Here is a 26,237-nt window from a genome sequence, read left to right on the forward strand (position 1 = left end):
TTTTAACAAAAAAAAGGATAAAAATAAATAGTATTGATCAAAATTTGAAAAAAACTGTCGGAAATAATCCCGACAGCCCCGTTGAATATATTATTTTTGTCCTTCCGCATACCCATCGACTACCAATTCCAGCTTCCCTGTATCAGGGGAAATGATAAGACCATGTACGGGAATATTTTTTGGGATCAAAGGGTGCCCTTTAATCACTTCCACACTTTTCTTGCAACTTTCATAAACATCATCAAATCCGCGAAGCCAACTCCGAATATCTATTCCTGAAGCTCCAAGGGTATCTATGGTGCTCTGTGGAATATCACGTTCGAGCATCTTCCCTACTACAGAATCAGCATCGACTGATGCCATCCCGCAGTCATGGTGAGGAATGACCAATACTTCATCCGCCTTCAGCTCATAAACGGCAACAAGGATACTCCTCATGACACTACCGAATGGATGGGAGACGATTGCCCCTGCAGTCTTCAGGATTTTGACATCGCCATTTTTGACATTCAAGGATTTTGGCAATAGTTCGACGAGCCGAGTGTCCATACAGCTTATGATGACCATGCGTTTTTCAGGGAACTTATCAGTTCTATACTTAACATACTCACCTTTTTCAACAAACTGTTCATTAAAATCTAGAATCTCATTAAGTAAAGTCATATTTACCACCTTTTTAATTTTGTATTTAATCTATGTATTCCACTATGATTATATCAAATATTTAAAGGATTTGCTAAAGGGTAACCCTGGTCAATTTGAACGATGATTTAGCGTGGCTGCACAGAACCCAAAAACGATGATTTTAGGAATTTCATCAACATTTGATGAAAAAGAAAGTATGGGTGTATTTGTCTTGAATCGTTTTCCCCATTCCAAAGGCATCCAGCCTTCTTGGTATGAAACGATCTTCCCCCCTTCTTTTGTGGCAATCTCGAATGAATTCACACTTCCCGGCGTTTCAATGGGCATCCATTCCGTACCATCTTCCTTATATATCATTCCGTTAATCTTCACGAATGACCGATTCTCTTGATACGATCCAATGATGCCGCCCTGTTCGTCCATGATCGTCATTTTATTGAAAAGTCCCATTTTGATATGGTACTTAGCCAGCAAACGTCCCTCATGGTCCACCAGTTCATACCGCTTGGCCAGGAGCATCGACAAGAAATTGGGGATCATCCACATGAACCACTTCATATTCAAATCCCTTACTTCGCCAATTAGAGACCCATCCGGCGCAAAGAGAAGAAGGCGCAATGTGGGTGCTGGCATAAAAGTCAATAAAACATGTTCATTTTTGAATAATCCAGCATTTGTCCCGATATGTTCATCAGGCAATTCCTTCATTCTATTTTCATATATACGATGACTGACAAATTGGGCAATGCTAAAGAAAATAAAAGGAAACGTTATCAATAATATATTGCCCGGTATCATTTTAAAAATATGGCAAATGAAAAATAAAATGGCCAAAAGAAGTGATATCCAAGATGCATGAAAATTTGAATTGCTCGTTTTCTGATAATATTCACGTATATTCATATCCCTCTCTGCTCCTCACTCCTTACAAGAAAAATTGCCGCATTAAAAGTAAATTTATTAGCAGTATCATAAGACGCCCGGCATCCGCTTCTTAAAAGTGCATTGAAGTAGTTATCATAATACTTTATTCGATTTAATGTGATCTATTCCCTTTTTAATGCAGGGCAATTCCCAACTTGGTTCATATAAAAAAGGACTCCGAATTGAACGGAATCCTTTTGCATCATTACTACAATATCCTGAAAACCAACGGGAACCTATAATCCGTTCCTTCATAAGCCCTAACGGCAGCAATGATGGTGAATACGACTAAAGCTATCCCGATAACCGGCAATAGCAAGAACCCAACCAATACTATAGTGAGTATCCCTGCAACTATTGAATATACGGTGTAGGAAATGAAAAAATTCAGGTATTCCCTTCCGTGATAATCCACAAATTGTGACGAATCCTTTTTCAATAACCAAATCACCAAAGGACCGATAAATGCTGTAAAAAAACTGATCACATAAATAAGGGCAGCAAACACTCTTTCATCTTTAGTAGGCATAGTGTCTTCTCCTCCTTTCTCATATGAATAAATACGAATCAAATGCAAAATAGTTTCATTTTTCCTCTCATTATATTCGAAAAAGGTAAAATAGGACTGCCTTTTCTTCATAAAAACCAGTTGGCAATACATATGACAAAAAATCCGAATATGTTCATCCGTCTTGTGCATACAGTTTAATTAATGGATGTCCCATACCTTCTAGAATGGAGTGATGTTTTTTTGCTAAACGAATTTCAAGCCTTCATCCTAGGGATCATTCAAGGCCTGACTGAGTTTTTACCTATTTCAAGCACTGGGCATTTATATTTAGGACGGCATATTTTCCATCTTGACGAAGCAGGCATTTTTCTGGATACCATGCTCCATATCGGAACCTTACTGGCGTTATTGGTCGTCTATAAGAATGACATTATTGCCATTTTGAAAAAACCCTTCTCCAAAATGACTCTGCTTCTCATTGCCGGGACAATCCCAGCAGTGATTGCCGGCATTTTACTCGGGGATTGGTTTGATGGCCTTTCAAAAACAGGCGTGACGATAGGCTGGGAGTTTTTAGCGACCGGGCTGATTTTATGGGTGGCGGACGGAGTAAGAAAAGGCGGCAAATCCCTTAATGAAATTTCGATTAAAGATGCCTTGATCATCGGTACCTTCCAAGCTGCTGCCATCATGCCTGCCCTTTCGCGTTCCGGCCTGACGATAGCCGCTGGACTATTCTGCAGGTTGGATAGGGCCACTGCAGCCTATTTTTCCTTTTTGCTATCAATTCCTGCCATAACCGGGGGCATCGTATTTCAGATGAAACCGATTTTCACAGGAGAAGTTGAACGGCTGCCACTCACTGCGCTATTCGTCGGAACCCTTGCCGCAGCAATCTTTGGTTATATAGCCGTTGTATGGATGATCGACTTCTTAAAAAAGCGTTCACTGAAAATATTCTCCATTTATGTATGGGCCCTCGGCGCAATCATTTTGTTCATGCAATTCACAGGTGAATTTTAAAGAAAAAAGCAGGCGAAAAAAACAGTTTTTCTTGGAAAAATGCATACGTTTGCCTTTCAAATTCACCCTTGTTGAAAAAGTTGAAATTTGACGAAAAAAAAAGGCAAAAAACCTATTCCCAAACCGTTTTTTTTTTAGTATTATACCTTCGTAAGGTTCTTTTGATTTGCATATTTTCTGACAATAAAAATAGGGAAGGCAAATGGTGCGCCACCGGTTTCCGGTTCTAGTGGGTTCGATTCCCACCCCGAAATTTTTTGATGAGCGACTTAAAAAATTTCGAGGGTGGGCAGCGACTACGCATAAGAACTGCCCTCAAACGGAGGGACGGAAATGTTAAAAAAGAGAGATTTCACAGATTGTTTTTCTCTTTATGAACAAATGACGCATCCAGATGTCTTCCCTTTCGTGCGCCATAAGGTAGATTCATATGAAGAATATGTTTTCATTACTAAGCAAACGATCGAAGCCGAAGATGCTGGGCAACTCATTTCACGAACAATCTTGGATGAATGGGAAAATCCCATCGGTTGTATTTCTTTATACGATATTGAAAATGGTGCAGGTTTCTTAGGCACATGGCTTGGCAAGCCTTATCATGGAAAAGGGTATAATGCCATTGCAAAAGACGCTTTCTTTAAAGAGCTTTTTTTCGAGCTCGGTTTGGAAACGGTCTTCATGCGTATTCGCAAAAAAAATATCCGCTCTATAAAAGCCGCAGAAAAGCTTCCCTATGCCGTCAATGCCAACGAAACAAGAAAATCCCTTTATGATCAGATCAATCATGAAGGAGATATCTACGATTTGTATGAAATCCCTAAAGATTTATACACCTTTCATATCCTTAGACAGCATGATGATGACGAACAGCAGTTACTTGAAGCATAGAGTGAAGAACTTTTCAACAATGACTTTGTTTATATTTTCATATTATGGCCGGAGCTTCCAAACCTGGAAAGCTCTTTTTTCCATTTTCACAGGATGTTTAAGATAGATTGCTGCAAATCCCTATTCTTTTTAGGGATATTTTTTTATAATGAATACAATTGACCAAATTAACAATTTATTCAAAGTGTCATTGAAAGGACTTAATCATGAAAAAAACATTTGCTTTTATCGTGCAGCTCATCTTCCTGCTCATCATTTGCAAGGTCGGCTATTATTTAGCCAATTTACTTCATTTACCCATACCAGGCAACGTCATCGGCATGATTCTTTTATTCGGCTTATTACAGACGAAGATTATAAAGGTCGAGTGGATTGAACTTACATCAGGTTTTTTGGTAAAGCACCTAGCCTTTTTCTTCATTCCCATTTCAATCAGTTTAATGACCATGGGATGGCTATTCATTGAATTCGGTTTGCCATTGGCACTTACATTGGGAGTCAGCCTGATATTTGGATTCATCGTTTCAGCTTGGACCGTTCAGAAGCTATCCCATAGAGGAGAGGTTAAGCAACATGACAGCGTTCATCACAACTTATAGCATCTTGATAACCATCCTTGCCTATTTCATTGGAAGGAAAATATATGCTAAACATCCATCACCTTTTACGACGCCCGTATTTTTCAGTACGGTTACAATTATTCTCGTACTGTTGATCAGCGGTTTGGATTTCGAAGATTATTCGCCAGGAAAAGACATCATCACCTATTTCCTGGGACCAGCTACCGTAGCTTTGGCCGTACCGCTTTATAAAAATAGAAATATAATCGTTAAATATGCATTGCCTGCAATTGGCGGGATGATTTTTGGTCTTCTGGTCACATTGACGATTGCCATCGCCATCGCTAAAACATTTTCACTTCCGCAATTCATAATTCAAGGATTGGCGGTTAAATCTATTACAGTGCCCATTGCCGTAGAAATCACCGAGCTTTATGGCGGAAATTCCAATATATCAGCAGCTTTCGTCATTTTAACTGGCGTATTGGGTACGATGATCGCTCCAAAAATGATGGATAAACTGAACATTACGATGCCCTTCGCACGAGGTATCGCTTATGGTACGATCGCGCATGGTCTGGGAACGGCTCAAGCCGCCCAGGAAAGTGAGTTTACCGGGGCCGTCGCAGGTGCGGCAATGGCTATCGCAGGTATTCTTATTTCCTGTTTCTTTCCTTTTATAAGTAATTTCCTATAAAAAGAACCGCAACGTCAACGACGTTGCGGTTCTTTTTATGATTTATTTTTTTGCAAATCGTCGTATAAACGCCTTAGAATATAGGTTTTATACAGCTCCAGCTTTTTTTTCTCAATTGGATGATGGCTAATCCCTGCGGCTTTCAGCTGCTGAATGAACCATCCTTTTGAATATTCATAAGCCATACTACCCCCTCCTCTGTTCGAAAAAGATATGCTACAAAGAGGGGAATGATACTTATTTTTTTGCACCCATTACTTTAAGTAGTAATTCATACATTTCAGCTGCCGTTTTGAATGGGCGTTTTTGCCGCATTTTCTCCTGATATTCACCCGATTGTTTCACTAAATCCGATAATGTAGCATTAAAAATCCTGTCATTTAGCTCTTCTTCTTGGATGACTTTACAAAAACCCTGTTTTTCAAAGCTTGACGCATTCAAGATTTGATCTCCACGGGATGCATTGGCACTTAGTGGGATAAGCAACATCGGCTTTTGCAATGCAAGGAATTCAAAAATTGAATTTGAACCTGCCCTTGACACAACAACATCAGCAGCAGCCAAAAGATCGAATAATTCTTCGTGTACGAATTCAAAAGGAGCATATCCCCTTTGTTTCAATTCCGGTTTCACATTTCCCTTCCCGCAAATGTGAATAATCTGATAATCCTTTAATAAGGCATCAAGGTTATCTGTAATTAAATTATTGATTTTAACGGCTCCAAGGCTTCCGCCCATAACGAGTAACACCGGTTTGTTATTCGTGAATCCACAAAACGCCTTTCCAGCAGAAGCGTTTCCCGTAAAAATCCCATCTCGCAATACAGCCCCAAGATACATGGCCTTCTCTTTCGGAAGATCCTTTTCCGTTTCCTGGAAGGTAGTGAAAATTTTCGATGCAAGCGGCATGGCAATTTTATTAGCCAGACCAGGCGTATAATCCGATTCATGGATCGCAATCGGTATTCCCAGCATCCTGCCTGCCAAAACGACTGGAACCGAAACGAATCCACCCTTAGAAAAAATGAAATCCGGCTTGGTCTTTTTTAATATTTTACGTGCATCAAAAATCCCTTTTAAAACCCGGAAAGGGTCTTTCATATTTTCAACAGAGAGATATCGTCGGAATTTCCCTACGGAAATCGTTTCATAGCGTACTTCGGGAAATTCCGTTTCGATGATATTTTTTTCAATGCCTTTTTTTGAACCAATATAAGTAACATCCCAATCATGCTTTAAAAATTCCGGGATGATTGCTGCATTAACAGATACATGACCGGCAGAGCCGCCTCCGGTAAATACTATTTTCTTAGTCAATATTTCCACCTTCCAAACTTAAAAAATCACTTTGCATCCATATTACCATATATCCTTGCTATTAATAACTTGAAAAAGTATTCAGTGAATCGCAAAATTCCCATGATGAATGTAATCATCGAATATTTTTCCTTTTTCAGCATGAATATATTATAATCTTAGTATTCTACAATACTACAAGATACATTGGAGGAGTAATACATTGCAAGAAGTTTCTGAATCACTCGATCAATTTGATGGAATCGAAGCCTGGACCAAATTAGGAATTTCCATTGGCATTTTTCTAATCTTCATTTTGCTTCGGAAAGTATTTACTACATATATATTCAAGTTCTTTCTACGAATTGCCGAAAAACGCAAAGTGGAATTTGCCGCCAACTTAATGCTCGCTATAGAACAACCTGTAAGGTGGTTAATCGTTTTGATCGGTGTCATTATATCCATGCACTATTTTCCGATCGACACACCTTCGATTGAATTCAGATCGAAAATATACAGATCGTTTTTTGTATTCTTATTCTTTTGGACGATTTTTAATATCAGTTCAAGCTTTACTATATTATTTCCGAAACTGGTAAGTAAATTCGGTCTTGAAGTCGATCAAATCGTCCTGCCGTTCTTTACGAAAATCATAAAATTAATCATCATTGCTTTTGGTGCCTCCATCATTGCGGAAGAATGGGGATTTAATGTCGATGGATTTGTTGCAGGGCTTGGTTTGGGTGGATTGGCTTTCGCTCTTGCCGCTAAAGATACCGTCAGCAATTTCTTTGGGGGTATCGTCATCGTTACCGAAAAACCTTTTACCATAGGAGATTGGGTGAAAACTCCAAGTGTGGAGGGAACCATCGAAGACATCACTTTCCGAAGCACCAAAGTTCGGACTTTTGCCCAAGCTTTAGTTACAGTCCCAAATGCGACCCTTTCGAATGAGCCGATCATCAACTGGTCCAAGATGGGAAAAAGACAGATTGCCTTTCATTTGGGTGTGAATGTCACGACACCAAAAGAAAAATTGGAAAATGTCATCAAAGGCATTGAAAAGATGCTCATTGATCATCCTGAAGTACATCCGGAAACGATTTTGGTTAAATTTGATGAGTTCAGTCATTCCGGTTTCAACCTTTACCTTTATTTCTTCACGAAAGCGACTGACTTTGGAGGATATTTATCTATCAAAGAAGATGTGAACTTTAAAATAATGGGGATATTGGAACAGGAAGATGTCCAAATTGCCATTCCTTCACAGGCATTCATTCTGCAAAAAGACTCAAATATGGAAGCCATGAATGATTTTGAATCCATGCGCGACTGACAAAAAGACTTGCCCAAAACGGCAAGTCTTTTTTAGCTTCAAATAAAAACTCTTAAACCAGCACATGCTTATATGATATAATTCTTTCATTGTGTTGAAAATTCCAAATATTGATATTGAGGTACTTTGATGAATCAGACTTATTCAAAATCACAAAAGATCCGCCTGTTATTTTATATATTGATACCTATCCTGATCACCCAAATCAGCATGTATGCCATGACCTTTTTTGATGTGATGATGTCGGGGCAATACAGCACGCAGGACGTTGCTGGCGTCTCCATCGGCAGTTCCCTATGGACACCCGTGTATACGGGGCTGAGCGGGATATTGATTGCCTTGACGCCGGTGGTTTCACAGCTGGTAGGTTCCAGGCAGTCTAAATCCGTTTCCTTTTCCGTGATGCAGGCCATTTATTTAGCAGTCGCTTTAGCCATGATCATTTTAATCATTGGGGCGTTTTCTTTGAATCCCGTATTGAATGCCATGGACCTTGAAGATGGTGTCCGCATTGTGGCTCATGATTATTTGATCGCCCTTTCACTCGGTATCATCCCTTTATTCGTTTATAATGCGTTGAGGGCTTTCATCGATGCTCTGGGACAGACTAGGATTTCCATGATCATCACCTTATGTGCACTCCCGGTAAACGTACTTTTTAACTACCTGTTAATATACGGGAAGTTTGGATTCCCTGAACTTGGCGGTGTCGGTTCGGGTTACGCCACTGCCATTACGTATTGGTTAATCGCCCTTGTAGCCATCCTTGTTGTGATTAAAATCAACCCATTTTCGACATATGAGGTTTTCAGTGAATTTTTCCGGGTTTCCTGGAAAGAATGGAAGGCCTTATTATTGATTGGGGTACCCATCGGACTGGCTATTTTTTTTGAAACAAGCATTTTTTCGGCCGTAACCCTTTTGATGAGTAAATTCGATACCGTGACAATTGCATCGCATCAGATTGCCATGAATTTTGCGTCACTGCTTTATATGATCCCGCTAAGCATATCCATGGCATTGACGATCGTCATTGGATTTGAAATTGGTGCAGCCCGTTATAAAGATGCCAAAGAGTATAGCTGGATTGGCATTTCGATGGCATTGACGATGTCGCTCGTTTTGTCGACCATCCTATTCCTCTTCCGCGAACCTGTGGCCTCTTTATACACAAAAGACCATGAGGTAATGATGCTGACATCACATTTCTTGATATATGCCATCTTCTTTCAGATATCGGATGCCCTGCAGGCACCTATCCAAGGGATTTTGCGTGGGTATAAAGATGTAAATGTCACATTTGCGATGTCACTTGTCTCCTACTGGATTCTCGGGCTTCCGATTGGCTATTTCTTTGCAAAATATACGGATATGGGGGCCTTTGGGTATTGGATCGGCTTAATTTCCGGCTTGGCTCTTGGAGCTATAGGCTTGGCGGTTCGTTTACGTTTCATACAGCAAGTGAAATATAAAAAAATGACGTAAAAAAAGAGTGAGGCTGGATCATACCGGCCTCACCCTTTTTTCATTCTGAATTCAAACACTAAACCACTAGGCTTTATATATTTTCCCAAGAACATCCTTACCTCCTGTTACCGGTATGATGCTGCCGGTAATGAAATCTGATTTTTCATCACAAAGGAACGAGATGACCCTTGCTATATCTTCCCCTGTACCTGGCCTGCCGACTGGAACCGTATCATCCTTTTCCGCTCTCGCGGCCCTAATTTCCCCCTCTTTCCAGTCACCTATGATATCACCGGGACAGACCATATTCACGGTGATGCCATATGTAGCTTCTTCGACAGCTAAAGTTCTTGTCAAGGAGGTCAAGCCGCTCTTTGCAGCAGCAAAAACAGATCGATAGATCCAACCTGGTGCAGTTTCACACCGTTCAAACCCTAACGTAATGACTCTACCCCAGTTTCTACTGCGCATATGTGGAATAAGTTCCTTCGCAAAATAGAAAAAACCATTTAAATTCCCATCCAAGATGTACTTCCATTCATCACTGCCATATTCAGTCATGGGCTTACGGTCATGCATATATGGCCCTGCGTTATGAATGAAAATATCAACATGGCCAAATGTCTCCGAAATCTTTTGCAAAATATTCAGGCAATCCTCCTCGCTTGACGAGTCACCTTGAATCGCAATTGCCTTAACATGGTACTTATCCTGTAATTCATCCACTAATGCTAAAGCTGCCTTTTTACTTTTTCGATAAGTAATGATAATGGACATTCCATTATCCGCGAGTGAAAATGCCATCCTTTTGCCGATTCCGGTTGCTCCACCAGTAATAAAAGCTACTTTTTCATCCACAGGCTTTACCCTCTTTATCTAATGGATTTTACTTAATTATACATAAGTTTATTCTATTTTCTATAATTTAGTAATTATAAAAAAGAACCTATGGGCTTTAGCTGCATAAAATATAATAAATAAACCTGTCAGACTAAAAGCAGGAGAGAGGAATTCAAAATGTTTCCCTGGAATTCACTTTTTTCTTTTAAGAATAACCCGAACCAGAAGGACTTCATGAAAAATATGCAGCAAAGTGATGTACAATCGTTCATCGAAAAAGTATTTTCACAAGTCATCCCTGACAATATGCAAGGCATGATGAACCAAAATGATGGCGGCTCACAAATAGTAAATGCCAGATCTGAACATCCTTTGCATGCCGAAGTATTTGAAACCCACTTATATGTTTTCGTAAGGATTCCCATAGAAGATGAATCTTGGCTAAAAAAAATGAAACTTTACCATACATCTAACCAATCCATCATCGAGGGGATTCCTGGAGAATCAGATCGGCATGTCATTACACTCCCCGCACTTGTTAAGAAAAAAGGGGCATCGGCCCAATATAAAGAATCAACATTGGAAATACGTCTTCAGAAAAGTTTCAATACCCAGTATTCAGAAATCGATGTATCCGAGATATAAGTTGCAACACACCGGGACCTCGCTGATAATAAGGTGCGGTTCCTGTTATTTTCATGGTGACAACCTTTTTTAGATTTCGATGTATCTTATTACATGGAATGACCCATTCTTGCAAAAAAAAAGCGCACCCCATGTTTATGGGATGCACTTTTCTATTAAACTATTATTTTCCGATGAATTGTTGAGTCCAGTAGTTACCAGATTCTACGTAACCTACTCCGATATGAGTAAAGCTAGGGTTCATGATGTTTTCACGGTGTCCTTGGCTATTCATCCAAGCTTGTACCACTTCTTCTGGTGTTTGTTGACCTTGTGCGATGTTTTCGCCAGCTGTTTTATAGCTGATTCCGAATTGTTTCATCATATCGAATGGTGAGCCGTAAGTTGGGCTATTGTGATCAAAGTAGTTTTTATCTTTCATGTCTTGAGACTTGATACGTGCAACTTTGCTCAACTCATTGTCGATTTTAAGAGCTGACAAACCTTGTTTTGCACGTTCTGCATTAGTTAATTTAACAACTTGTTGTTCAAAAGCACTTAATTGAGAGCTTGTCTCTTGTTTTTCTTCAGTTGATTTATTAGGTGTTACTGGTTTTGCTTCAGGTTTTGCTTGGTTCGTTGTTCCAGCTTCTTGCTGAACTGGTTTTTGAGCTGGTTTTTGAGCTGGTTTTTGAGCTGGTTTTTGAACCGGTTTTTGAGCTGGCGCTTGAACTGGCGTTTGTTGTGCTTGCGCTGCAGGTAAAGTGATATTGTATTTAGCTAGGTATTGGTTAAGGACCTTTTGCATGTCCTCTTTATTAGTAGAATTAAAAGTTACTTGTTTAACAGTATCACAGTTGGCTGCTTCAGCTTGGTTAGCTCCTACTCCTGTGAATATAATAGCTGCAGCCGCTGCTGCTGACATAAACATTTTCTTTTTCATTCGTATTTCCTCCTGTGATGTTCATTTTTTGTTGTGCTTTGCTTCTGGAATTATCATAACATGCATTTTTTGTAACAAAGGCTCCAACAATTTCCACCAAATTAACAGGATGCGAATGAAAATATATTTAAGATCCAAGTTTCAGAGAAAACTAGCAAAAATGCTTTAACTATCTATGTTTCTGCCAGCAGTATAAATACTCATATTTTCCCAGTAATTTCTTGTCAATGGTAGTTACATAGAACTATTTCCATTGAATACTAATAATTTTAAATTGACATATCATTTCCAACCTGATTTTTATGACGTTCTTTACTTTTATGTTACAAATTTTTCGGTTTAACTTCGACATTTCGTCATTTCCCCTATCATCTTGAACAATTTCCCAAATAAAAAAAACAATCCGGTTTTAAACCCGAATTGTTTTGATTTCTATGATACATTCATCATTTCATTTCTTCATTTCTTCATCATTCATCTCGTCCATTTCCTTTTTTTCGCCATTTTGTTCAGGAGGGCTTGGTTTGCCTATTATGAATTCTTTCTTTGGCATGTTGTGCATATCCCTTGCCGTTACATGGGCATATACATAGTAAGTTCCTTCTTCATCAAATTTCTTTTCCAATTCATATAGTCCGTTCCCTTTATGTTTCACGGCGATCTTGTCATGTTCATCGCTATTCGTAAGCCAAATTTCAAAACTGACATCATCTGCATCTGTCACGGCTTCGTCCCCATATGTTACTTTTGCCTGAAATTTCACAGGCTCATTCACTTTACCCTGAATTGGATCGACAGCTAAATCGACATTTAACATTTTCGGAATTTCCTCTTCCTTACCGCATCCGGCCAAAAAAATTAACGCCATGCAAAATAACATGATTTTTTTCATTTTTGAACGTATCCCCTTTTTATGAATTCCATTCTTCTTTTATAATCGGTAGGATGACCCTGACTTTTGTTCCCCTTTTTTCCTTGCTTTCTATTTCGATTTTACCATTTTGTAATTCCACCAATTTTTTGACGATGGACAGTCCAAGCCCTGACCCGCCATCAAAACGGCTGCGTGCTTTGTTCACTCGGTAAAAACGATTCATGATATATGGCAGATCCTCTTCCGGAATCCCGTTACCCGTATCAGTAACCAGCAGTTCGCAATCATCTTTATGCTGAATTAGGGTGATATGGATCGCCCCCCCGAGGTCCGTGTACTGAATGGCATTATCAATAATGTTATGCAGGATCTGTTCCATCCTTCCTTCATCCCCCAAAATAATCGGGTCTGGATCCAGATTTAACTGCAAGTCCAATTGCTTTTCTTTTATTATCGGTTCATATTTCACTAGTACGTCTTCAATGAATTGCGCATAGGCAATCGGGCTTTTGTTTAACAAGAATGGATCACTATCCATTTTTGTTAAGTCCATCAGATCTCCGACAAGCCCCTGCAGCCTAAGAGCCTCCCTTGAAATGAGTTGAAGGTATTTCCTTTGCTCTTCATCATTTTTCACGACATCATCCAATATGGCCTGTGTGTAGCCCTTTACGTAACTAAGCGGGGTTCTGAGCTCATGTGCAACATTTTCAAGAAATTCCTTTTTTCTTTCTTCTTCCATTTGGATGGAATTGGCCATATCATTAAAGGCCGTTGCCAGTTTCCCTATTTCATCATGACTCCTTACCTCGACCTGTATGTCATAATTCCCCTCTGAGACAAGATGGGCTGCAGTCTCGATTTCCTTAATCGGACTGACTAGCTTTTTCAACCATTTCGTCGTAAACAAAATCGCGACAATCAAAAATAATAGAACTGCCACCAGCCATTTTGCGGCAAATTCCTTAAATAAAACCGTAATGGAATCTACAGGAATATATGTATAGATGATACCTTCGAGCCGATTTTCGTCAATCAGGGGTATGATCGCCGCTACGATGTTCTTTTCAAACCTTTTCTCATATCCCTCTTTTTCAACGGCTTTCCCATCTAAAAGCATTTGCCGTTCTTCTTCAGAAATAAGGGTGTCATAATTGATTTCAAAAGGCAGACAGGCACTCAATTCCCTGGGATTGTTGACGACAAAGACTTCGCTGTCATTCTTGCTGTTAAACCATTCAACTTTTTCCTTGAAATCTTCGCTGATTTCACCGCCGGAGTAATCCGCCCCTAGCAATGACGCTTCATTGACTAAATCTGTTTTTAGCTTCTCCACATATAGATTTTTATAATAATATTGAGAAAGTGAATAAGCGAACAGCACGGATAGGATGATGGCGGTGATGATGGTGAGCCATAATTTAAAAGAGAGGGTCCGCCATTTATTGATCATTTCTTTTCCTCTATCTTATAACCGATTCCCCATACGGTTTGAATGTAATCGGCCGCTCGTAATTTCATTCGTAACGTTTTGATATGGGTATCCACTGTACGTAAAGATCCTCCATACTCCCCGCTCCATACATTTTCAAGCAGCTGTTCTCGACTGAGTGCCTGGCTTTTATGACGCATGAGGAATAAAAGCAATTCGAATTCCTTCAAAGTTAAATTGATTGGCTTCCCTTCGACCAAAACCGTTCTGGATTGTAAATTCAAGCTAATTTTACCGAACCGGACATGGTTTTGACTCTCTTCATTCAATGATAATTTCCCTGTCCTCCGCAATACTGCTTCGACCCTCGCGACCAATTCTCCCGGATTGAATGGTTTGACGATATAATCGTCGCCGCCAAGCTTCAGCCCTTTCACCTTATCCCATTCTTCACCTTTCGCACTGACAAATATCACAGGGATCTCCCATTTTTCTCGAATTTCTTCACAAACGGAGAAACCATCCATACCTGGCATCATGATATCCAAAAGGATTAAATCCACTTCCTCTGTTTCAACCATACTAATAGCTTCTTTTCCATTAGCAGCTTGAAGGCATCGATAACCTGAGTTCAGCAAATACATTTCAACTAGATTTCGCATATCCTCCTCATCATCCACGACTAAAATGGTGTAAACATGCATGTCATCTACTCCCTCAACATCAATTGGAACGGACCTTCGCCGACTTTGATCGTTTTTTTAACATCGACTGTTTCAGCATCCATTACATACACTTCATCACTATCATATCCCGCCACGACCACATCTTCGTTGAAGTTCAGCATTTCAAAGGGGTTAACGCCGACCACTTTGCTTTTCACCACTTCATATTGATCATTCAATTTATATAAGGAACTTGTACCATGACTAAGGACAAATATGCCTTCAGCATTCTCAAGGAACTTTATCGGCATGGTTGGTGCCTTCAGCTTATTCTTCAACTCTCCCGTTTTTGCCGAATAAATATATAGATCTTCTTCCACTTTGTCCCCATCGCCGTGTCCTCCGATCCATATTTCATCCTTTTCTTCCCTTAATAATGTGCCTGTGCTGGAACTATGTATGGGAAATTCAAAATCGACCTTTTTCGTTTCAAGATTTATCACCGAACATTTGGTATCTCCAAAATTAATTACATATAAACGATTCGCTTGCTTTCCTTGAAGAACGGTCAGCGGGCTTTTACCAACCTTGACAATATCCTGTTTCTCCCCATCTTTATTTAAAAAGTAAATGGAGTGATTCGATTGGTTGACCGCCACGATGCTCTTTCCATCACGTAACAACTGCATATTAACGATCCCTTTGCCGATATCCCAACTGTTTATCAGTTTTCCTGCTGATAAAGAGTACACTTGGACTTTCTCCATCTCTTTTCCATAAAGCAGGATCGTATCTTTATCTGCCAGGAGCAGGGCTCCGGTAAATGGTTCTGAAATATCCCATTTTGCAAATGGATGATAATTTTCATTTATGAAAGTCAGTGAGGTATCCTTGATATTGACCGTCGCCAGGAAAGATTCACTTTTATTGATTTTTGTAAATGCATTACCGCTGTTGCACCCAGTAAGCAGTACGATGGCAAGAAAAAGCCCAATGCCCCACTTCATATTCTAAGCTCCTTATTCATTAAATATCTATTTTTAAAAGATTTTAACAATGATTTGTGAAAAAAGTATGAAGCCGAAAAGAATATTTGCTAACAAGCATCCGTAACATAATCGGTAATCATAATCTTTCCAATTCAGTGATATAGGCCATGACGATCGCATTTTTCATTTCTTCCGAAAGCGAAGATTCCATCACCCTTTTAATAGATAGGTAAAATTTCTCCAATACTGGTTTTCGGGCACGGGGATGGGCATTTTCATCCAAAAGCTCACGGCGGATGAGTTCTTGCATCACTTCCCTTCCACCTCCATCGGTCACCTTACGATTGTTCCATATGCTTAAATAAGCCACGAGTAATTCTTCTTGCCTGACATTTTCTTTCATAGTATCCCTTCCATCCATTACTAATTTATACATATTAATGTTCAAGATTGTAAAGACTATCTTAATAATACGATTACGCTTTTTAAAATTCAAAAAAAGGAGTGAGTACAATGTCTCAAGTATACCGCTGTCCGAATTGCCGGACAAATAAATCTCGCTTCAATCTCATTCAGCAAGTAGCAACCCCCATTAAAAAGGATCCGCAGTCAGGTGAAATTATTGAACAATATTCGAACGATTCCCTTCAGCCATTCCATCTAGCATATAATGGTCCTGAAGTTAGGGTTCAATGTGCTGCTTGCGGGTTAATAGAAGACGAAAAGACATTTGCCGCCTTTGGAATGCAACAATAAAAATGGTCAGACCCTTAAATGGGTCTGACCATTTTTTCAATCTTTTCCTACTGACATTTTAGCCCGGTCTATGGCGATTGGAATGGCTTTACCATCCTCATATCCTTCATCCAATAATGCATTGGCGATTTCTATAGCCTTTTCCCTTACATCTTTATCTAGATTCTTCATCGAGTTTGGGTAATCGTTATTATTCCATGGCACTAATACCGCCTCCTTGATAAAAAAGTCTCCTTTTTATGTTTCCCTTCTTTAATGGGCGGTAAACTTTTATCGGGAAGCCCTCAATTCCAAAGCTTTCAACTGACCGATCAACATTTCCTTATCCAACTTTTCCCCGATCACGACGATATTCAATGGCATTTTCATCATTTCATTCATATACATCGGCATACCGTATGAGTATTGGAATAAATGGGGGTATTGTGAATGTGTAAAAGAAATGTATCCTTTCATCCGATAGACCGTTTCCGGCAGACCCCTAAGCCATTCTTCAAAGTCGGTTTGTGCCACGGCACCTTCAAATGTATGAACGACTGCAGTTAATTGCAAATGGTCATGTACATCAAGCTTTTGATGACCATTATGCCGTTTTCTTTGCATCTGCTGCAATGATGCCAAGGATACGGCTGCATACTCCGTCAATAAACATACAGCATCGGGATTCAGCGCCTGTATCGTATATATCAGCTGTGCGGCCTCCATCTCACTTACTAAATCCGCTTTATTCATTAAAATGAAATCGGCATGGTGGATTTGCTCGGCAAGCAACTGTCGAAGCTGCGGAGACAGTTCCTCCCGATCGCGCCACCTTAATAAATCGACGACAGTGATAATCCCTTTATACTCCAGCCTTCTGGCGAAAATCGGCGACATGATGCCATCCAATACTTCAACTGGATGAGCTGCGCCCGTCGTTTCAATATAAACCGCATCCAGTTCATTTTCCGTTAGCAATTCATGAAGCTGAACCTCCAGTTTATCTTGGATTGTGCAGCAAATGCACCCGTCAAACAGCTCCTTAAGAGGCACTCCATCACCTATGAGTCCGCTGTCAACCGATACACTGCCGAGCTCATTTAAAAGCACGGCCACTTTTCTACCCGCTTCACTTTCCTGCTTTAAAATATTTCGAAGAAGCGTCGTTTTCCCGCTGCCGAGAAAGCCGCCCAATATGTATACTTCGGTTGTTTTCATTCTTATCTGCTCCTATGATCCGGTTAAATTCGATTCCGTTAAATTTTATCATACTTATCTTACTAAAGCACTTGCCGGATCGACATAAAAAAACCAGCCTTTAAGCTGGTTTCAGACATAGACAAAATTGAAGAAAAGCGAGGCCCACTGCAGTTTTTTATTAAAAACGTCCAGTCGATTTCAGAAATCCGCTCCCTTTACGCCGGATGTCTGACAAGCCTCATCAAAGCAAGCGCCTGCGGGGTTCGGCTAGCCAGTTTATTCGGCAGGAGTGTCGCAAATTTCTTCAATCCATTAAGGATAATCTGGTCTTGTTTTTTTAAAACATGGCACGGGATGAGATCATTCCGACTTCCCTTTTGTCGACAAATTGAGTCCAGCCGTAAGCTGTTTTTCAACAATGATTCATGCTTGAACTTCGTCTTTTTCGTAAATCGGCACCCATCCAGCCGCTGTAACGAAAATACGGACAGCAACAGTTTTCCTGTCTTCTGCAAGCGTGAAATAATGTCTTGTTGATTCTGGTACACTAATTAGATCTCCTGGATTAAGGCGCACATCAAACCACTGTTTATCTTTGCCCTCAATGGCAAAAATACTCGTTCCGCCTGCTATGAATCGCACTTCATCATCTTCATGGTGATGTTCCTGCTTAAAGTTTTCAAGCATTTGATCCAAGTTCGGATTGGCATCGGATAAGGTGATGATATCATGCGCTTTGTAGCCTCTTCTTTCGGAGATTTCCGCTATCTCTGATTGGAATGCTACGAGGATTTCCTCCTTTTCTGCATCTGTCAGATCGTATTTTTCGACAAGATGGGCCGGTAATTTGGAAATGTCCCATTGCTCATAAATAACCCCTTGTGTTTCTAAAAATCCTTTTACCTGTTCTTCGTTTTCAATAACCTCGTTTGTTTCATGTAATCTGATCGTCGCCATCATTCATTCCTCCTCTATGAGTGTTTATCTTACAGAACCTGCAAACGCCTTTTGTTGATTAAGCAACAGTTGATATTGAAATAAAAACTCACACGCTTCGAGTATTCTCTTTGCTTCCAGTCCGCTTCTACCCCAAACCGTAATGCCATGATTGCGGATCAGCACGGCGCCAGAGTCTTCTTCTACATGTGGCTTGAACTTCTCGGATAACAGCGGAATGTCAGCATGATTATATATGATTGGAATCCGAAGTTCCGAATCTTCCTCCCACCGACCAGTCGCTTTAATGATTTCATGATTACGAAAGGAAACTTGGCCTTCATCTCCGTACAATTCGGATATCACATTATTTTCGACTGTATGGACATGGAGTACACAGTTCGCATTGGTTTTCCGGTAAATGATTGTATGAAGTAAAGTTTCGGCCGATGGCTTTAGGTTCGTTTCTTCTACTGGTTTTCCTTTTAAATCCACCAGTAAAAAATCCGAATCCGATTGCTTCCTTTTATCCTTACCGCTTGCCGTAATATAAAAGAAAGGGCTTTTGGGCTCCCGAATGGATAAGTTCCCGCTAGTTCCCATAAACCAATCCCTTTCGGCCAGTTCAGCTTTAATTTCTGCCAGATCCTGCCATTGTTTAGTATGATTGTTCATGCTTTAACACCTCCTGCTGCTTTAAAATGTCTATTACATCAAAAAATGTTTCAAATCCTTGATGTGGAATTCCTTCCCTAACGCATTTTTCAAGCAGTATGTCACGGGCTATGACAAAATCGGCTTGTTTTGCTGCTTCAAAATCCGTTACTGAATCTCCAATAACGAATTTAAACTCTCCCTCACCCGCAATTTCCCTCATAATGGATGGCTTGCAGCAACCGCAATCATTCGTACATTGATCATCACAAACATGTGGCCATTCAATATAGATCTTTTCCTTATCAAAAAATGCATGGTTACAATAAACGGACTCAATTGGCAAGATATCATTTAAAAGCGGTGCAATAAAAAAATCCATGCCCCCGCTTACAATATATAAAGGGATGTTGGCTTGTTTCGTATACTCAACGAATTCAAAAAACCCTGGGCGAATGCCTGCCGTCTTTCTTACATATTGGATGATGTCATCCTTCAAGCCGCTATCAAGCAGGGAAAACATATCCCCTACTCCTGAAGATATACTGATTTTTTGCTGAAGGACACCGTCTTTCAACGCTTCCCATTCCGGAGGGGCAAATCTCTTCATGATGGAAATGATATTATCCGTGTTGGTGACTGTTCCGTCAAAATCACAAAAGATGATCGGTTTCATTATTTCTTATAGGCCTCCCCATAACACAAGAGCTTTTTTTAGTGTTTCTTCCTCAGCCGCTGCTTCAGTTAGGTCCTTTCCTGCTAGAACGGCGTCCACAGCAGAACGGAAAGCCTTGGCCCCGCCCTCTGCTCCATCAGGGTGCCCGTGAATTCCACCTCCGGCATTTATCACACTATCGATCCCAAAATCCTTGATTAGGTCCGGAACCATGCCTGGATGAATGCCAGCAGAAGGAACAGGGAAAGCTTTTTTCCAAGAAAGTTCATCTTTTGTCAGAGCTTCAGCAATCGCCAAGGTCTCCTTTTTTTCAAGTGCGACATTTCCATAAGGTGATGGGAACAAGGATAAATCCGCACCTGATAACCTTACTAATTTACCAAGCAATAATGAATAGCCGATCCCATAAAATGCTGAAGATGCCAATGCCCCGCTATATGCGGGGTGCGCCATGATCGGCAGCTTGATACGATCATGCTCACTCAAGGCCTGCAATACATCCAGACCATATGTATGAACGTTGAACAATAAAGCATCTGCCCCTGCTTCAGCCGCCTGCTCTGCCTTATCCAATAATTCAAATGTTTTCCCTGATAGATTGACAGCATATAAAGTTCGGTGGCCAGTGGTTTCATGGACTTCATTCAATATTCTTTTTCCCGTTTTTATTCTATCGAAAAATGGAGTCAGTTCCTGGTCGAAGAGGATCTCATCATCTTTAACTAGGTCAACACCTCCTAATGCTTGCTGCCTCAGTTGCTCATTATGGAATGTTAGGTCTCTTCCTAAAACACCTTTAAAGATGCTCATCACGAGGGGCCGGTCAAAAACGCCAACCTTTTCCCTTATGCCCCCAATGCCAAATTGCGGCCCTGGAAAGGCTTTTTGAATATCACCGATAAAATCCAAGTCGATAAGTTTGATTTCTCCGTCCAATGAAAGTTTTCCGAAAACCGTCGTGAGGATCGCAGGTAAATCATTGGAGAAATTCCCTGCCGGATAGGCAATTTTAATAAGCGCACGGTATACTTTACGATTAAAGTAGCTGTTTGCCCTCTCCTCTTCAGATAGCGGTGTCACCGATACGACGCGTCCCTTATGTTTCTCCAGTTGTTTCTGGACCAAATGGGGCAGGTCCGTCCATGTCCCGACAGTCAATCCTAAGGCAATGCTCTCTGCTTTTTTCTCATGATTTCCATTAAAGTCATGAATTAAATAAGTAGCGACTATCTCGCTCATTTGATCACTCCTATATCACGTTGGTAAACTCTCGATGTCATTGACCTGAAAAATGGTCTCAAAATGGCAAAAGCCCCTTCATAAAGAAGAGGCTTAAAAAAGCCATCTTCTTATCTCCCAGCCATTGGCTGCAAGAATTAGCACCGTGCCTTGTGGATTTCAAGAAAATCCGGCGAAGAATTCCGCCCCATTTTACAATGGAATTACGGTCGGTTGCTGGGCTTCATAGGGCTAGTCCCTCCACCTGCTCAAAATAAGAAAACGCTGATATATAAATTTGATCCTAGTATCGAAAGATTAAGAATTTATTTTGTATTCTGACAGGTAATCCCTACTTTGTCAATAAGTTTTAACTATTTAAGGGTGAATTAATGGAATATCCCATTGTCTTTAAAATAATTCTAATGTACTTATCCGTTTCACAGCCTCTTTCAGCCTTTCTTCCGAAGTCAGCAGCCCTGCCCTGACGTACCCTTCGCCAAATTCACCAAATCCATTCCCTGCGGCAACAGCAACGTGGGCATGCGTTAATAAATAATCTGCAAAACTCTCGGACGTAAAACCTTCAGGTACCTTGAGCCAGGCAAAAAACGAAGCCGAAGGAGCCTTGACATCCCAGCCGATTGCCCTCAATCCCTCAATGAAAACATTCCTTCGTCCCTCGTACATCTGCACTAACTGTTCTACACAGCTCTGCGAGTCAAGTAAAGCGCTTGCCGCAGCTTCTTGTATCGCCGGGAATAGACTCACATAAAGATGGTCTTGTAATAGTTCAAGAGCTTCTATTACACTCTTATTCCCCACTGCAAAACCGACTCTCCACCCCGCCATATTATATGTTTTCGATAGTGTGTATATTTCTATTCCTACATCCTTCGCTCCCTCCGCCTGGAGAAAGCTTATCGGTTTTTTACCGTCAAATCCAATCGCCCCATATGCGAAATCGTGGACCACACAAATGGAATGCTCTTTTGCGAAGGAGACGGTTTCATCAAAGAAACTTTCAGTTGCAGAAGCACCTGTTGGATTATTCGGATAGTTCAAGAACATCATTTTGGCTTTATCAAGCACTTCTTTATGTATGTCATTGTATTTCGGAAGGAAATCATTTTCTTCTGTCAGAGGCATGAGTTCGGGCTTAGCCTGGGCTAAAACAACACCGGAAAGATAATCCGGATAGCCGGGATCTGGAACAAGGATCGTATCACCCGGATTCAATAAACACTGCGGCAGTTCAACAAGGCCTGCCTTCCCCCCGAAGAGAATCGCCACTTCACTTTTCGGATCCAGCTTTACACCGTATTCACGTTCATAAAAGACGGCGGCGGCATCTTTTAAATATTGATGACCCCGGAATGGCGAATATTTATGATTAATCGTTTTTTCAGCGGCAGACTGCAAACTTTTAACGATATGTTCTGGCGTCGGCTGATCAGGGTTTCCCTGGCCTAAATTAATGACATCATGACCTTGCTCCGTGATCGCATTGACTTTTGCGACTAGTGAAGCAAAAAACTGCTTGGGCAGGTCCTTAAGCTGGCCGGATTTTTCGAATTGCACCATTTATACACCTTCTCTGAAATTTCTTGAAATTCTAGTCACAAATGATATATGTTTATCCTAGTCTTGTAAAGCATTTTTTACATATGGGGGGTTAATCGATGAAGTGGAAAATAGCTTGTATTCAAATGGATATAGCCTTCGGGCAACCAGATATCAATTTTCAGGTTGCAGAACAATGGATGGAAAAAGCAGCACGGTTGGAACCCGATATCGTCATTTTACCGGAACTTTGGACAACAGGATACGACTTGACCAGGTTAAATGAGATTGCTGATCAGGAGGCAGTAAAAACGATTGAATTCTTTAAAACACAGGCACAGAAACACCAGATTCACATCATAGGCGGTTCCATCGCGAAAAAGACAAGCAAGGGAATCTATAACACGATGATCATCATCGATAAACACGGAAATCTCATTAAAGAATATGATAAGCTTCACTTATTTCAGTTAATGGATGAACATCATTTTCTTCAGCCAGGAGAAAAAGATGGTTTATTTACTCTTGATGAAAAAATATGTGCTGGATTCATTTGTTATGACATCCGTTTCCCTGAATGGCAACGAGCACATACCGTCCAAGGCGCCGAAGTTCTATTCGTAACGGCGGAATGGCCAAAGCCGAGACTCGATCACTGGAGAGCCTTATTGATTAGCCGTGCCATCGAGAACCAAGCCTATGTTGTAGCCGTTAATCGCTCAGGTTCGGATGTCAATAATACATTTGCCGGCCATTCCTTGATTATTGATCCGTGGGGGAATATCATTAGTGAAGCCGGAGAAGGAAACGAACTTTTGACAGGCACCTTGGACTTCAATAAAGTTACGGAATCCCGTAACAAAATACCCGTATTCGAAGATCGCCGTCCTGATTTTTATTAATTTACCCATTGACAAACTATTTAAAAGGTTGTTATTATTTTCCCGAAGATTAAAATTTCAGAAAACATTTACTCTTATCAAGAGCAGGCTGAGGGATAAAGGCCCTATGAAGCCCAGCAACCGACTGTAATACCATTGTGAAATGGGGCGGATTCACCGCCGGATTATTAAATCCACAGAGCACGGTGCTAATTCCACCAGAATTTATTTTCTGGAAGATAAGAGGTCCGAAGCCAAAACTTCTGCCTCTTTCTATATGAAAGAGGCTTTTTTATTCTCATTTTGAATCTGGAGGGGAAAAGAATGACTCAAAACCATTCAAATTTTAAGAGATTGACAAACGAAACAGCTATAACCCTTGCAAAAAAACTTGGGTTGGTAAATGCGGATGCAAGTTTAAATTGTAAAGAAATCGGCGATGGAAATTTAAATTATGTTTTTCATATTACAGACACGCACACAAAAAAAGGAATAATCATCAAACAAGCGGTCCCTTATGCCAAGGTACTTGGTGAAAGCTGGCCGCTGACATTGAAAAGGGCAGCCATTGAAGCGAATGCGCTGATTCATTTCAGAAGTTATTGCCCCAAATTCGTACCGCAAGTCTATTATTCGGATGAACAGCTTGCGATCACAGTCATGGAGGATTTATCTCACCTGAAAATCGTCAGAACAGGATTGATCGATGGCGATTCATATCCATTGCTTTCACAGCATATTGGTGAGTATGTTGCGAAGACGGCTTTTTATACATCCGATTATCATTTAGAACCATCTGCGAAAAAGGAAGTGGCCCGACATTTCACGAATCCCGAACTGTGCAAAATCACTGAGGTCTTTATTTTCACGGATCCATTTTTTGAGGAACTCCCGGGAGATTTCGAGGTGGAATTGACTGATGCAGCCAAAAATATATGGAATGACCAAGAAGTGATACTTGAGGTCGCTAAGCTGAAACAAAGCTTTGAAACCGAGCAGGAAGCCTTGCTTCATGGAGATTTACATACTGGAAGTATATTTGCAAGTGAAACTGAAACAAAGGTTATTGATCCGGAGTTCGCTTTTTATGGGCCAGTTGGTTTTGACCTTGGTCAATACACCGCTAACCTTCTCTTCCAGGCAGTCACACGCAATGGAACTGGAAAGGAAGAGATTTTCACACACCTTCATGAATTTTGGAATGCTTTTGAAGAAACTTATACCGAATTATGGGAAGGACAAAATAAAAGCCCATTCCGCCATGTGAAAGGGTATCTGCCTTATTTACTGACAAAATTCAAAAAAGATGCTTTTGGTTTTGCCGGCTGTGAACTGATTCGGCGAACCATTGGCCTTTCCCATGTTGCTGATTTAAACGTCATTGAACATAAAGAAACAAGGATCGCTGCGAAAACGGCAACATTGGAAATTGGTGCATTTTTAATTAAAAAACGGGAAGAATTGGATGTTCCAGCTGTCATTGAAGCGTTGAAGCAACGTACACTGCCATCTTATTCAGCCATTTAAAAGGAGACCTGACATGACTACACTAGCACCCTTACCATATTCGGTACAATGGGATGATACCCACATTACATTATTAAATCAACAAGCACTTCCTTCCATAACTGAATTTATTGAACTTCATTCAGTTGATGATGTATATGACAGCATTTTGACATTAAAAGTTCGCGGTGCCCCAGCAATTGGACTGACGGCAGCATTTGGTGTGGCACTTGGTGCCAAACAGGAAACAACCGCTGAATTAGGGGATTTCAAGAAAAATGTAACGAAGCATATTGAAAAACTCGCTTCTTCACGACCAACTGCAGTCAACCTTTTTTGGGCGTTAAGGAGGATGGAAAACACCTTGCATGCTGCGCAAAGCATTTCAGCTGCAAAGGAAGCACTTGTATCGGAGGCTAAAGCCATCTTTGCTGAAGATGAAGAAATGTGCAGGAAAATCGGGGAACATGGTTTATCGTTATTCACTAGAGGAGATTCCATTCTCACCCATTGCAACGCTGGGGGAATCGCCACAGCTCGGTATGGTACAGCCTTGGCTCCCTTCCACCTGGCTAAAGAAAGGGACTTTCCGCTAAAAGTTTACGCATGTGAAACAAGGCCTGTCCTGCAAGGCGCGCGTTTGACGGCTTGGGAATTGATGCAAGCGGGGGTCGATGTCACCTTGATTTCAGATAATATGGCTGCACATACGATTCACCAGAAACGAATAAATGGAATTATCGTCGGGGCCGACAGGATTGCGGCTAATGGAGATACAGCCAATAAAATCGGGACATTTGGGTTGGCCATATTAGCCAAGCACTTTGGCATCCCCTTTTATGTGGCCGCACCATCAAGCACATTCGACCTTTCTATCGAATCCGGCACATCCATCCCGATCGAAGAACGGGATGGAGCGGAAATCACCTTCATTCAAGGTGCGAGGATCGCTCCGGAAAACGTGAAGACTTTCAATCCAGCCTTTGACGTTACACCGAATCACCTTATTACGAGCATCATTACCGAAAACGGCATCATAACACCGGATTTCATTAAAAACATTCCGCATTTTGTTAATTGATCCAGGTACCTTTATTGGTGATATAAAACGAGAAGGGTTTCATATCCCTCTCGTTTTTAATGGTGTTCATGAT

30 protein-coding genes and 2 riboswitches are annotated in these 26,237 nt (G+C 40.7%); of the genes, 11 read left to right on the top strand and 19 right to left on the bottom strand.

Features of this window, described 5'->3' with window-relative positions:
- Nucleotides 1-90: 90 nt before the first annotated feature.
- The 3 genes from ACQKNS_RS20180 to ACQKNS_RS20190 all read right to left on the bottom strand — a co-directional run bounded on the left by ACQKNS_RS20180 (nt 91) and on the right by ACQKNS_RS20190 (nt 2,098).
- Nucleotides 91-663, bottom strand: a complete 573-nt coding sequence (locus ACQKNS_RS20180) for a beta-class carbonic anhydrase (RefSeq protein ID WP_427645048.1) — start codon at nt 661-663, stop codon at nt 91-93.
- 90 nt (nt 664-753) lie between these two features.
- The gene (locus ACQKNS_RS20185) at nt 754-1,548 is read right to left on the bottom strand and encodes a hypothetical protein (RefSeq protein WP_427645049.1); all 795 of its coding nucleotides are present in this window, start codon (nt 1,546-1,548) and stop codon (nt 754-756) included.
- Nucleotides 1,549-1,777: 229 nt separating this feature from the next.
- On the bottom strand, nt 1,778-2,098 hold the full coding sequence (locus ACQKNS_RS20190; RefSeq protein WP_076366112.1) for a DUF4870 domain-containing protein: 321 nt from the start codon (nt 2,096-2,098) through the stop codon (nt 1,778-1,780).
- A gap of 183 nt (nt 2,099-2,281) precedes the next feature.
- On the opposite strand from ACQKNS_RS20190, the gene ACQKNS_RS20195 reads away from it, so the two are divergent.
- The 4 genes from ACQKNS_RS20195 to ACQKNS_RS20210 all read left to right on the top strand — a co-directional run bounded on the left by ACQKNS_RS20195 (nt 2,282) and on the right by ACQKNS_RS20210 (nt 5,248).
- A complete protein-coding gene (locus ACQKNS_RS20195) occupies nt 2,282-3,103 on the top strand; it encodes an undecaprenyl-diphosphate phosphatase (RefSeq protein ID WP_427645050.1) in 822 nt (273 codons plus the stop codon).
- Nucleotides 3,104-3,436: 333 nt separating this feature from the next.
- Nucleotides 3,437-3,991, top strand: coding sequence for a GNAT family N-acetyltransferase (locus tag ACQKNS_RS20200; RefSeq protein ID WP_034307447.1), 555 nt, complete (start codon nt 3,437-3,439; stop codon nt 3,989-3,991).
- Between the two features lie 206 nt (nt 3,992-4,197).
- Nucleotides 4,198-4,590: a CidA/LrgA family protein gene (locus ACQKNS_RS20205; RefSeq protein WP_427645051.1), complete on the top strand. Its 393-nt coding sequence runs from the start codon at nt 4,198-4,200 to the stop codon at nt 4,588-4,590.
- The gene (locus ACQKNS_RS20210; RefSeq protein WP_427645052.1) at nt 4,565-5,248 is read left to right on the top strand and encodes an LrgB family protein; all 684 of its coding nucleotides are present in this window, start codon (nt 4,565-4,567) and stop codon (nt 5,246-5,248) included. The genes ACQKNS_RS20205 and ACQKNS_RS20210 overlap by 26 nt, the downstream gene beginning before the upstream one ends.
- 35 nt (nt 5,249-5,283) lie before the next feature.
- On the opposite strand, the gene ACQKNS_RS20215 is transcribed toward ACQKNS_RS20210, so the two are convergent.
- A complete protein-coding gene (locus ACQKNS_RS20215; protein ID WP_427645053.1) occupies nt 5,284-5,433 on the bottom strand; it encodes a YflJ family protein in 150 nt (49 codons plus the stop codon).
- Between the two features lie 52 nt (nt 5,434-5,485).
- Nucleotides 5,486-6,574: an undecaprenyldiphospho-muramoylpentapeptide beta-N-acetylglucosaminyltransferase gene (locus ACQKNS_RS20220; RefSeq protein WP_427645054.1), complete on the bottom strand. Its 1,089-nt coding sequence runs from the start codon at nt 6,572-6,574 to the stop codon at nt 5,486-5,488.
- Nucleotides 6,575-6,767: 193 nt separating this feature from the next.
- Here ACQKNS_RS20220 and ACQKNS_RS20225 point away from each other — a divergent pair, with 193 nt between their 5' ends.
- Complete coding sequence (locus tag ACQKNS_RS20225; protein ID WP_427645055.1) at nt 6,768-7,880, top strand: mechanosensitive ion channel family protein; 1,113 nt, start codon at nt 6,768-6,770, stop codon at nt 7,878-7,880.
- 129 nt (nt 7,881-8,009) lie between these two features.
- Nucleotides 8,010-9,365, top strand: coding sequence for an MATE family efflux transporter (locus ACQKNS_RS20230; protein WP_427645056.1), 1,356 nt, complete (start codon nt 8,010-8,012; stop codon nt 9,363-9,365).
- A gap of 66 nt (nt 9,366-9,431) precedes the next feature.
- On the opposite strand, the gene ACQKNS_RS20235 is transcribed toward ACQKNS_RS20230, so the two are convergent.
- Nucleotides 9,432-10,205 carry an SDR family oxidoreductase gene (locus tag ACQKNS_RS20235; protein WP_427645057.1) on the bottom strand — a complete coding sequence of 258 codons (774 nt, stop codon included), beginning with the start codon at nt 10,203-10,205 and terminating at the stop codon, nt 9,432-9,434.
- A gap of 216 nt (nt 10,206-10,421) precedes the next feature.
- Here ACQKNS_RS20235 and ACQKNS_RS20240 point away from each other — a divergent pair, with 216 nt between their 5' ends.
- Nucleotides 10,422-10,832: an Hsp20/alpha crystallin family protein gene (locus ACQKNS_RS20240; RefSeq protein ID WP_427645058.1), complete on the top strand. Its 411-nt coding sequence runs from the start codon at nt 10,422-10,424 to the stop codon at nt 10,830-10,832.
- Nucleotides 10,833-10,995: 163 nt separating this feature from the next.
- Here the strand turns inward: ACQKNS_RS20240 and ACQKNS_RS20245 are convergent, their stop codons facing one another.
- The 6 genes from ACQKNS_RS20245 to ACQKNS_RS20270 all read right to left on the bottom strand — a co-directional run bounded on the left by ACQKNS_RS20245 (nt 10,996) and on the right by ACQKNS_RS20270 (nt 16,117).
- Nucleotides 10,996-11,754, bottom strand: coding sequence for a CAP domain-containing protein (locus tag ACQKNS_RS20245; RefSeq protein WP_427645059.1), 759 nt, complete (start codon nt 11,752-11,754; stop codon nt 10,996-10,998).
- A gap of 451 nt (nt 11,755-12,205) precedes the next feature.
- A complete protein-coding gene (locus tag ACQKNS_RS20250) occupies nt 12,206-12,646 on the bottom strand; it encodes a FixH family protein (protein ID WP_427645060.1) in 441 nt (146 codons plus the stop codon).
- Nucleotides 12,647-12,665: 19 nt separating this feature from the next.
- Nucleotides 12,666-14,081, bottom strand: coding sequence for a sensor histidine kinase (locus ACQKNS_RS20255; protein ID WP_427645061.1), 1,416 nt, complete (start codon nt 14,079-14,081; stop codon nt 12,666-12,668).
- On the bottom strand, nt 14,078-14,764 hold the full coding sequence (locus ACQKNS_RS20260; protein ID WP_427645062.1) for a response regulator transcription factor: 687 nt from the start codon (nt 14,762-14,764) through the stop codon (nt 14,078-14,080). Before ACQKNS_RS20260 ends, ACQKNS_RS20255 begins: the two co-directional genes overlap by 4 nt.
- Nucleotides 14,765-14,769: 5 nt before the next feature.
- Nucleotides 14,770-15,732: a YncE family protein gene (locus ACQKNS_RS20265; RefSeq protein ID WP_427645063.1), complete on the bottom strand. Its 963-nt coding sequence runs from the start codon at nt 15,730-15,732 to the stop codon at nt 14,770-14,772.
- A gap of 118 nt (nt 15,733-15,850) precedes the next feature.
- On the bottom strand, nt 15,851-16,117 hold the full coding sequence (locus ACQKNS_RS20270; protein WP_427645064.1) for a hypothetical protein: 267 nt from the start codon (nt 16,115-16,117) through the stop codon (nt 15,851-15,853).
- Between the two features lie 110 nt (nt 16,118-16,227).
- On the opposite strand from ACQKNS_RS20270, the gene ACQKNS_RS20275 reads away from it, so the two are divergent.
- On the top strand, nt 16,228-16,470 hold the full coding sequence (locus ACQKNS_RS20275) for a DNA alkylation repair protein (RefSeq protein WP_076366082.1): 243 nt from the start codon (nt 16,228-16,230) through the stop codon (nt 16,468-16,470).
- A 36-nt stretch (nt 16,471-16,506) separates the two neighbouring features.
- Here ACQKNS_RS20275 and ACQKNS_RS20280 read toward each other — a convergent pair whose 3' ends face one another.
- The 7 genes from ACQKNS_RS20280 to ACQKNS_RS20310 all read right to left on the bottom strand — a co-directional run bounded on the left by ACQKNS_RS20280 (nt 16,507) and on the right by ACQKNS_RS20310 (nt 22,717).
- Nucleotides 16,507-16,674, bottom strand: a complete 168-nt coding sequence (locus ACQKNS_RS20280; protein ID WP_289336307.1) for a hypothetical protein — start codon at nt 16,672-16,674, stop codon at nt 16,507-16,509.
- Between the two features lie 66 nt (nt 16,675-16,740).
- Entirely contained in the window at nt 16,741-17,667 is a 927-nt protein-coding gene (locus tag ACQKNS_RS20285) for a CobW family GTP-binding protein (protein ID WP_427645065.1), read from the bottom strand.
- Between the two features lie 405 nt (nt 17,668-18,072).
- Nucleotides 18,073-18,606 (bottom strand): cupin domain-containing protein, encoded by a 534-nt coding sequence (locus tag ACQKNS_RS20290; protein ID WP_427645066.1) that lies wholly within the window; start codon nt 18,604-18,606, stop codon nt 18,073-18,075.
- Nucleotides 18,607-18,630: 24 nt separating this feature from the next.
- Nucleotides 18,631-19,260, bottom strand: a complete 630-nt coding sequence (locus tag ACQKNS_RS20295) for a methylthioribulose 1-phosphate dehydratase (RefSeq protein ID WP_427645067.1) — start codon at nt 19,258-19,260, stop codon at nt 18,631-18,633.
- Nucleotides 19,244-19,915 (bottom strand): 2-hydroxy-3-keto-5-methylthiopentenyl-1-phosphate phosphatase, encoded by a 672-nt coding sequence (locus ACQKNS_RS20300; RefSeq protein WP_427645068.1) that lies wholly within the window; start codon nt 19,913-19,915, stop codon nt 19,244-19,246. The genes ACQKNS_RS20295 and ACQKNS_RS20300 overlap by 17 nt, the downstream gene beginning before the upstream one ends.
- 6 nt (nt 19,916-19,921) lie before the next feature.
- Nucleotides 19,922-21,154 carry a 2,3-diketo-5-methylthiopentyl-1-phosphate enolase gene (gene mtnW / locus ACQKNS_RS20305; protein ID WP_427645069.1) on the bottom strand — a complete coding sequence of 411 codons (1,233 nt, stop codon included), beginning with the start codon at nt 21,152-21,154 and terminating at the stop codon, nt 19,922-19,924.
- Nucleotides 21,155-21,261: 107 nt separating this feature from the next.
- Nucleotides 21,262-21,414, bottom strand: a riboswitch (SAM riboswitch).
- Between the two features lie 130 nt (nt 21,415-21,544).
- Complete coding sequence (locus tag ACQKNS_RS20310; protein WP_427645070.1) at nt 21,545-22,717, bottom strand: pyridoxal phosphate-dependent aminotransferase; 1,173 nt, start codon at nt 22,715-22,717, stop codon at nt 21,545-21,547.
- A gap of 98 nt (nt 22,718-22,815) precedes the next feature.
- On the opposite strand from ACQKNS_RS20310, the gene ACQKNS_RS20315 reads away from it, so the two are divergent.
- The 3 genes from ACQKNS_RS20315 to mtnA all read left to right on the top strand — a co-directional run bounded on the left by ACQKNS_RS20315 (nt 22,816) and on the right by mtnA (nt 26,164).
- The gene (locus ACQKNS_RS20315; protein ID WP_427645071.1) at nt 22,816-23,598 is read left to right on the top strand and encodes a carbon-nitrogen family hydrolase; all 783 of its coding nucleotides are present in this window, start codon (nt 22,816-22,818) and stop codon (nt 23,596-23,598) included.
- Between the two features lie 71 nt (nt 23,599-23,669).
- A riboswitch (SAM riboswitch) is annotated at nt 23,670-23,823 on the top strand.
- A 78-nt stretch (nt 23,824-23,901) separates the two neighbouring features.
- Nucleotides 23,902-25,104, top strand: coding sequence for an S-methyl-5-thioribose kinase (gene mtnK, locus ACQKNS_RS20320; RefSeq protein WP_427645072.1), 1,203 nt, complete (start codon nt 23,902-23,904; stop codon nt 25,102-25,104).
- 13 nt (nt 25,105-25,117) lie between these two features.
- Complete coding sequence (gene mtnA, locus ACQKNS_RS20325; protein ID WP_427645073.1) at nt 25,118-26,164, top strand: S-methyl-5-thioribose-1-phosphate isomerase; 1,047 nt, start codon at nt 25,118-25,120, stop codon at nt 26,162-26,164.
- Nucleotides 26,165-26,237 lie beyond the last annotated feature (73 nt).

It is taken from the genome of Peribacillus sp. NPDC094092 (assembly GCF_050279365.1).
GTDB lineage: Bacteria > Bacillota > Bacilli > Bacillales > DSM-1321 > Peribacillus.

Coding starts and splice junctions, on each gene's coding strand:
- ACQKNS_RS20180 (WP_427645048.1), bottom strand. CDS start 663: ATGACTTTACTTAATGAGATTCTAGATTTTAATGAACAGTTTGTTGAA.
- ACQKNS_RS20250 (WP_427645060.1), bottom strand. CDS start 12,646: ATGAAAAAAATCATGTTATTTTGCATGGCGTTAATTTTTTTGGCCGGA.
- ACQKNS_RS20210 (WP_427645052.1), top strand. CDS start 4,565: ATGACAGCGTTCATCACAACTTATAGCATCTTGATAACCATCCTTGCC.
- ACQKNS_RS20240 (WP_427645058.1), top strand. CDS start 10,422: ATGAAAAATATGCAGCAAAGTGATGTACAATCGTTCATCGAAAAAGTA.
- ACQKNS_RS20260 (WP_427645062.1), bottom strand. CDS start 14,764: ATGCATGTTTACACCATTTTAGTCGTGGATGATGAGGAGGATATGCGA.
- ACQKNS_RS20190 (WP_076366112.1), bottom strand. CDS start 2,098: ATGCCTACTAAAGATGAAAGAGTGTTTGCTGCCCTTATTTATGTGATC.
- ACQKNS_RS20265 (WP_427645063.1), bottom strand. CDS start 15,732: ATGAAGTGGGGCATTGGGCTTTTTCTTGCCATCGTACTGCTTACTGGG.
- ACQKNS_RS20300 (WP_427645068.1), bottom strand. CDS start 19,915: ATGAAACCGATCATCTTTTGTGATTTTGACGGAACAGTCACCAACACG.
- ACQKNS_RS20195 (WP_427645050.1), top strand. CDS start 2,282: ATGGATGTCCCATACCTTCTAGAATGGAGTGATGTTTTTTTGCTAAAC.
- ACQKNS_RS20200 (WP_034307447.1), top strand. CDS start 3,437: ATGTTAAAAAAGAGAGATTTCACAGATTGTTTTTCTCTTTATGAACAA.
- ACQKNS_RS20315 (WP_427645071.1), top strand. CDS start 22,816: ATGAAGTGGAAAATAGCTTGTATTCAAATGGATATAGCCTTCGGGCAA.
- ACQKNS_RS20310 (WP_427645070.1), bottom strand. CDS start 22,717: ATGGTGCAATTCGAAAAATCCGGCCAGCTTAAGGACCTGCCCAAGCAG.
- ACQKNS_RS20255 (WP_427645061.1), bottom strand. CDS start 14,081: ATGATCAATAAATGGCGGACCCTCTCTTTTAAATTATGGCTCACCATC.
- ACQKNS_RS20215 (WP_427645053.1), bottom strand. CDS start 5,433: ATGGCTTATGAATATTCAAAAGGATGGTTCATTCAGCAGCTGAAAGCC.
- ACQKNS_RS20230 (WP_427645056.1), top strand. CDS start 8,010: ATGAATCAGACTTATTCAAAATCACAAAAGATCCGCCTGTTATTTTAT.
- ACQKNS_RS20245 (WP_427645059.1), bottom strand. CDS start 11,754: ATGAAAAAGAAAATGTTTATGTCAGCAGCAGCGGCTGCAGCTATTATA.
- mtnW (WP_427645069.1), bottom strand. CDS start 21,154: ATGAGCGAGATAGTCGCTACTTATTTAATTCATGACTTTAATGGAAAT.
- mtnA (WP_427645073.1), top strand. CDS start 25,118: ATGACTACACTAGCACCCTTACCATATTCGGTACAATGGGATGATACC.
- ACQKNS_RS20185 (WP_427645049.1), bottom strand. CDS start 1,548: ATGAATATACGTGAATATTATCAGAAAACGAGCAATTCAAATTTTCAT.
- ACQKNS_RS20285 (WP_427645065.1), bottom strand. CDS start 17,667: ATGAAAACAACCGAAGTATACATATTGGGCGGCTTTCTCGGCAGCGGG.
- ACQKNS_RS20270 (WP_427645064.1), bottom strand. CDS start 16,117: ATGAAAGAAAATGTCAGGCAAGAAGAATTACTCGTGGCTTATTTAAGC.
- ACQKNS_RS20295 (WP_427645067.1), bottom strand. CDS start 19,260: ATGAACAATCATACTAAACAATGGCAGGATCTGGCAGAAATTAAAGCT.
- ACQKNS_RS20205 (WP_427645051.1), top strand. CDS start 4,198: ATGAAAAAAACATTTGCTTTTATCGTGCAGCTCATCTTCCTGCTCATC.
- ACQKNS_RS20290 (WP_427645066.1), bottom strand. CDS start 18,606: ATGGCGACGATCAGATTACATGAAACAAACGAGGTTATTGAAAACGAA.
- mtnK (WP_427645072.1), top strand. CDS start 23,902: ATGACTCAAAACCATTCAAATTTTAAGAGATTGACAAACGAAACAGCT.
- ACQKNS_RS20275 (WP_076366082.1), top strand. CDS start 16,228: ATGTCTCAAGTATACCGCTGTCCGAATTGCCGGACAAATAAATCTCGC.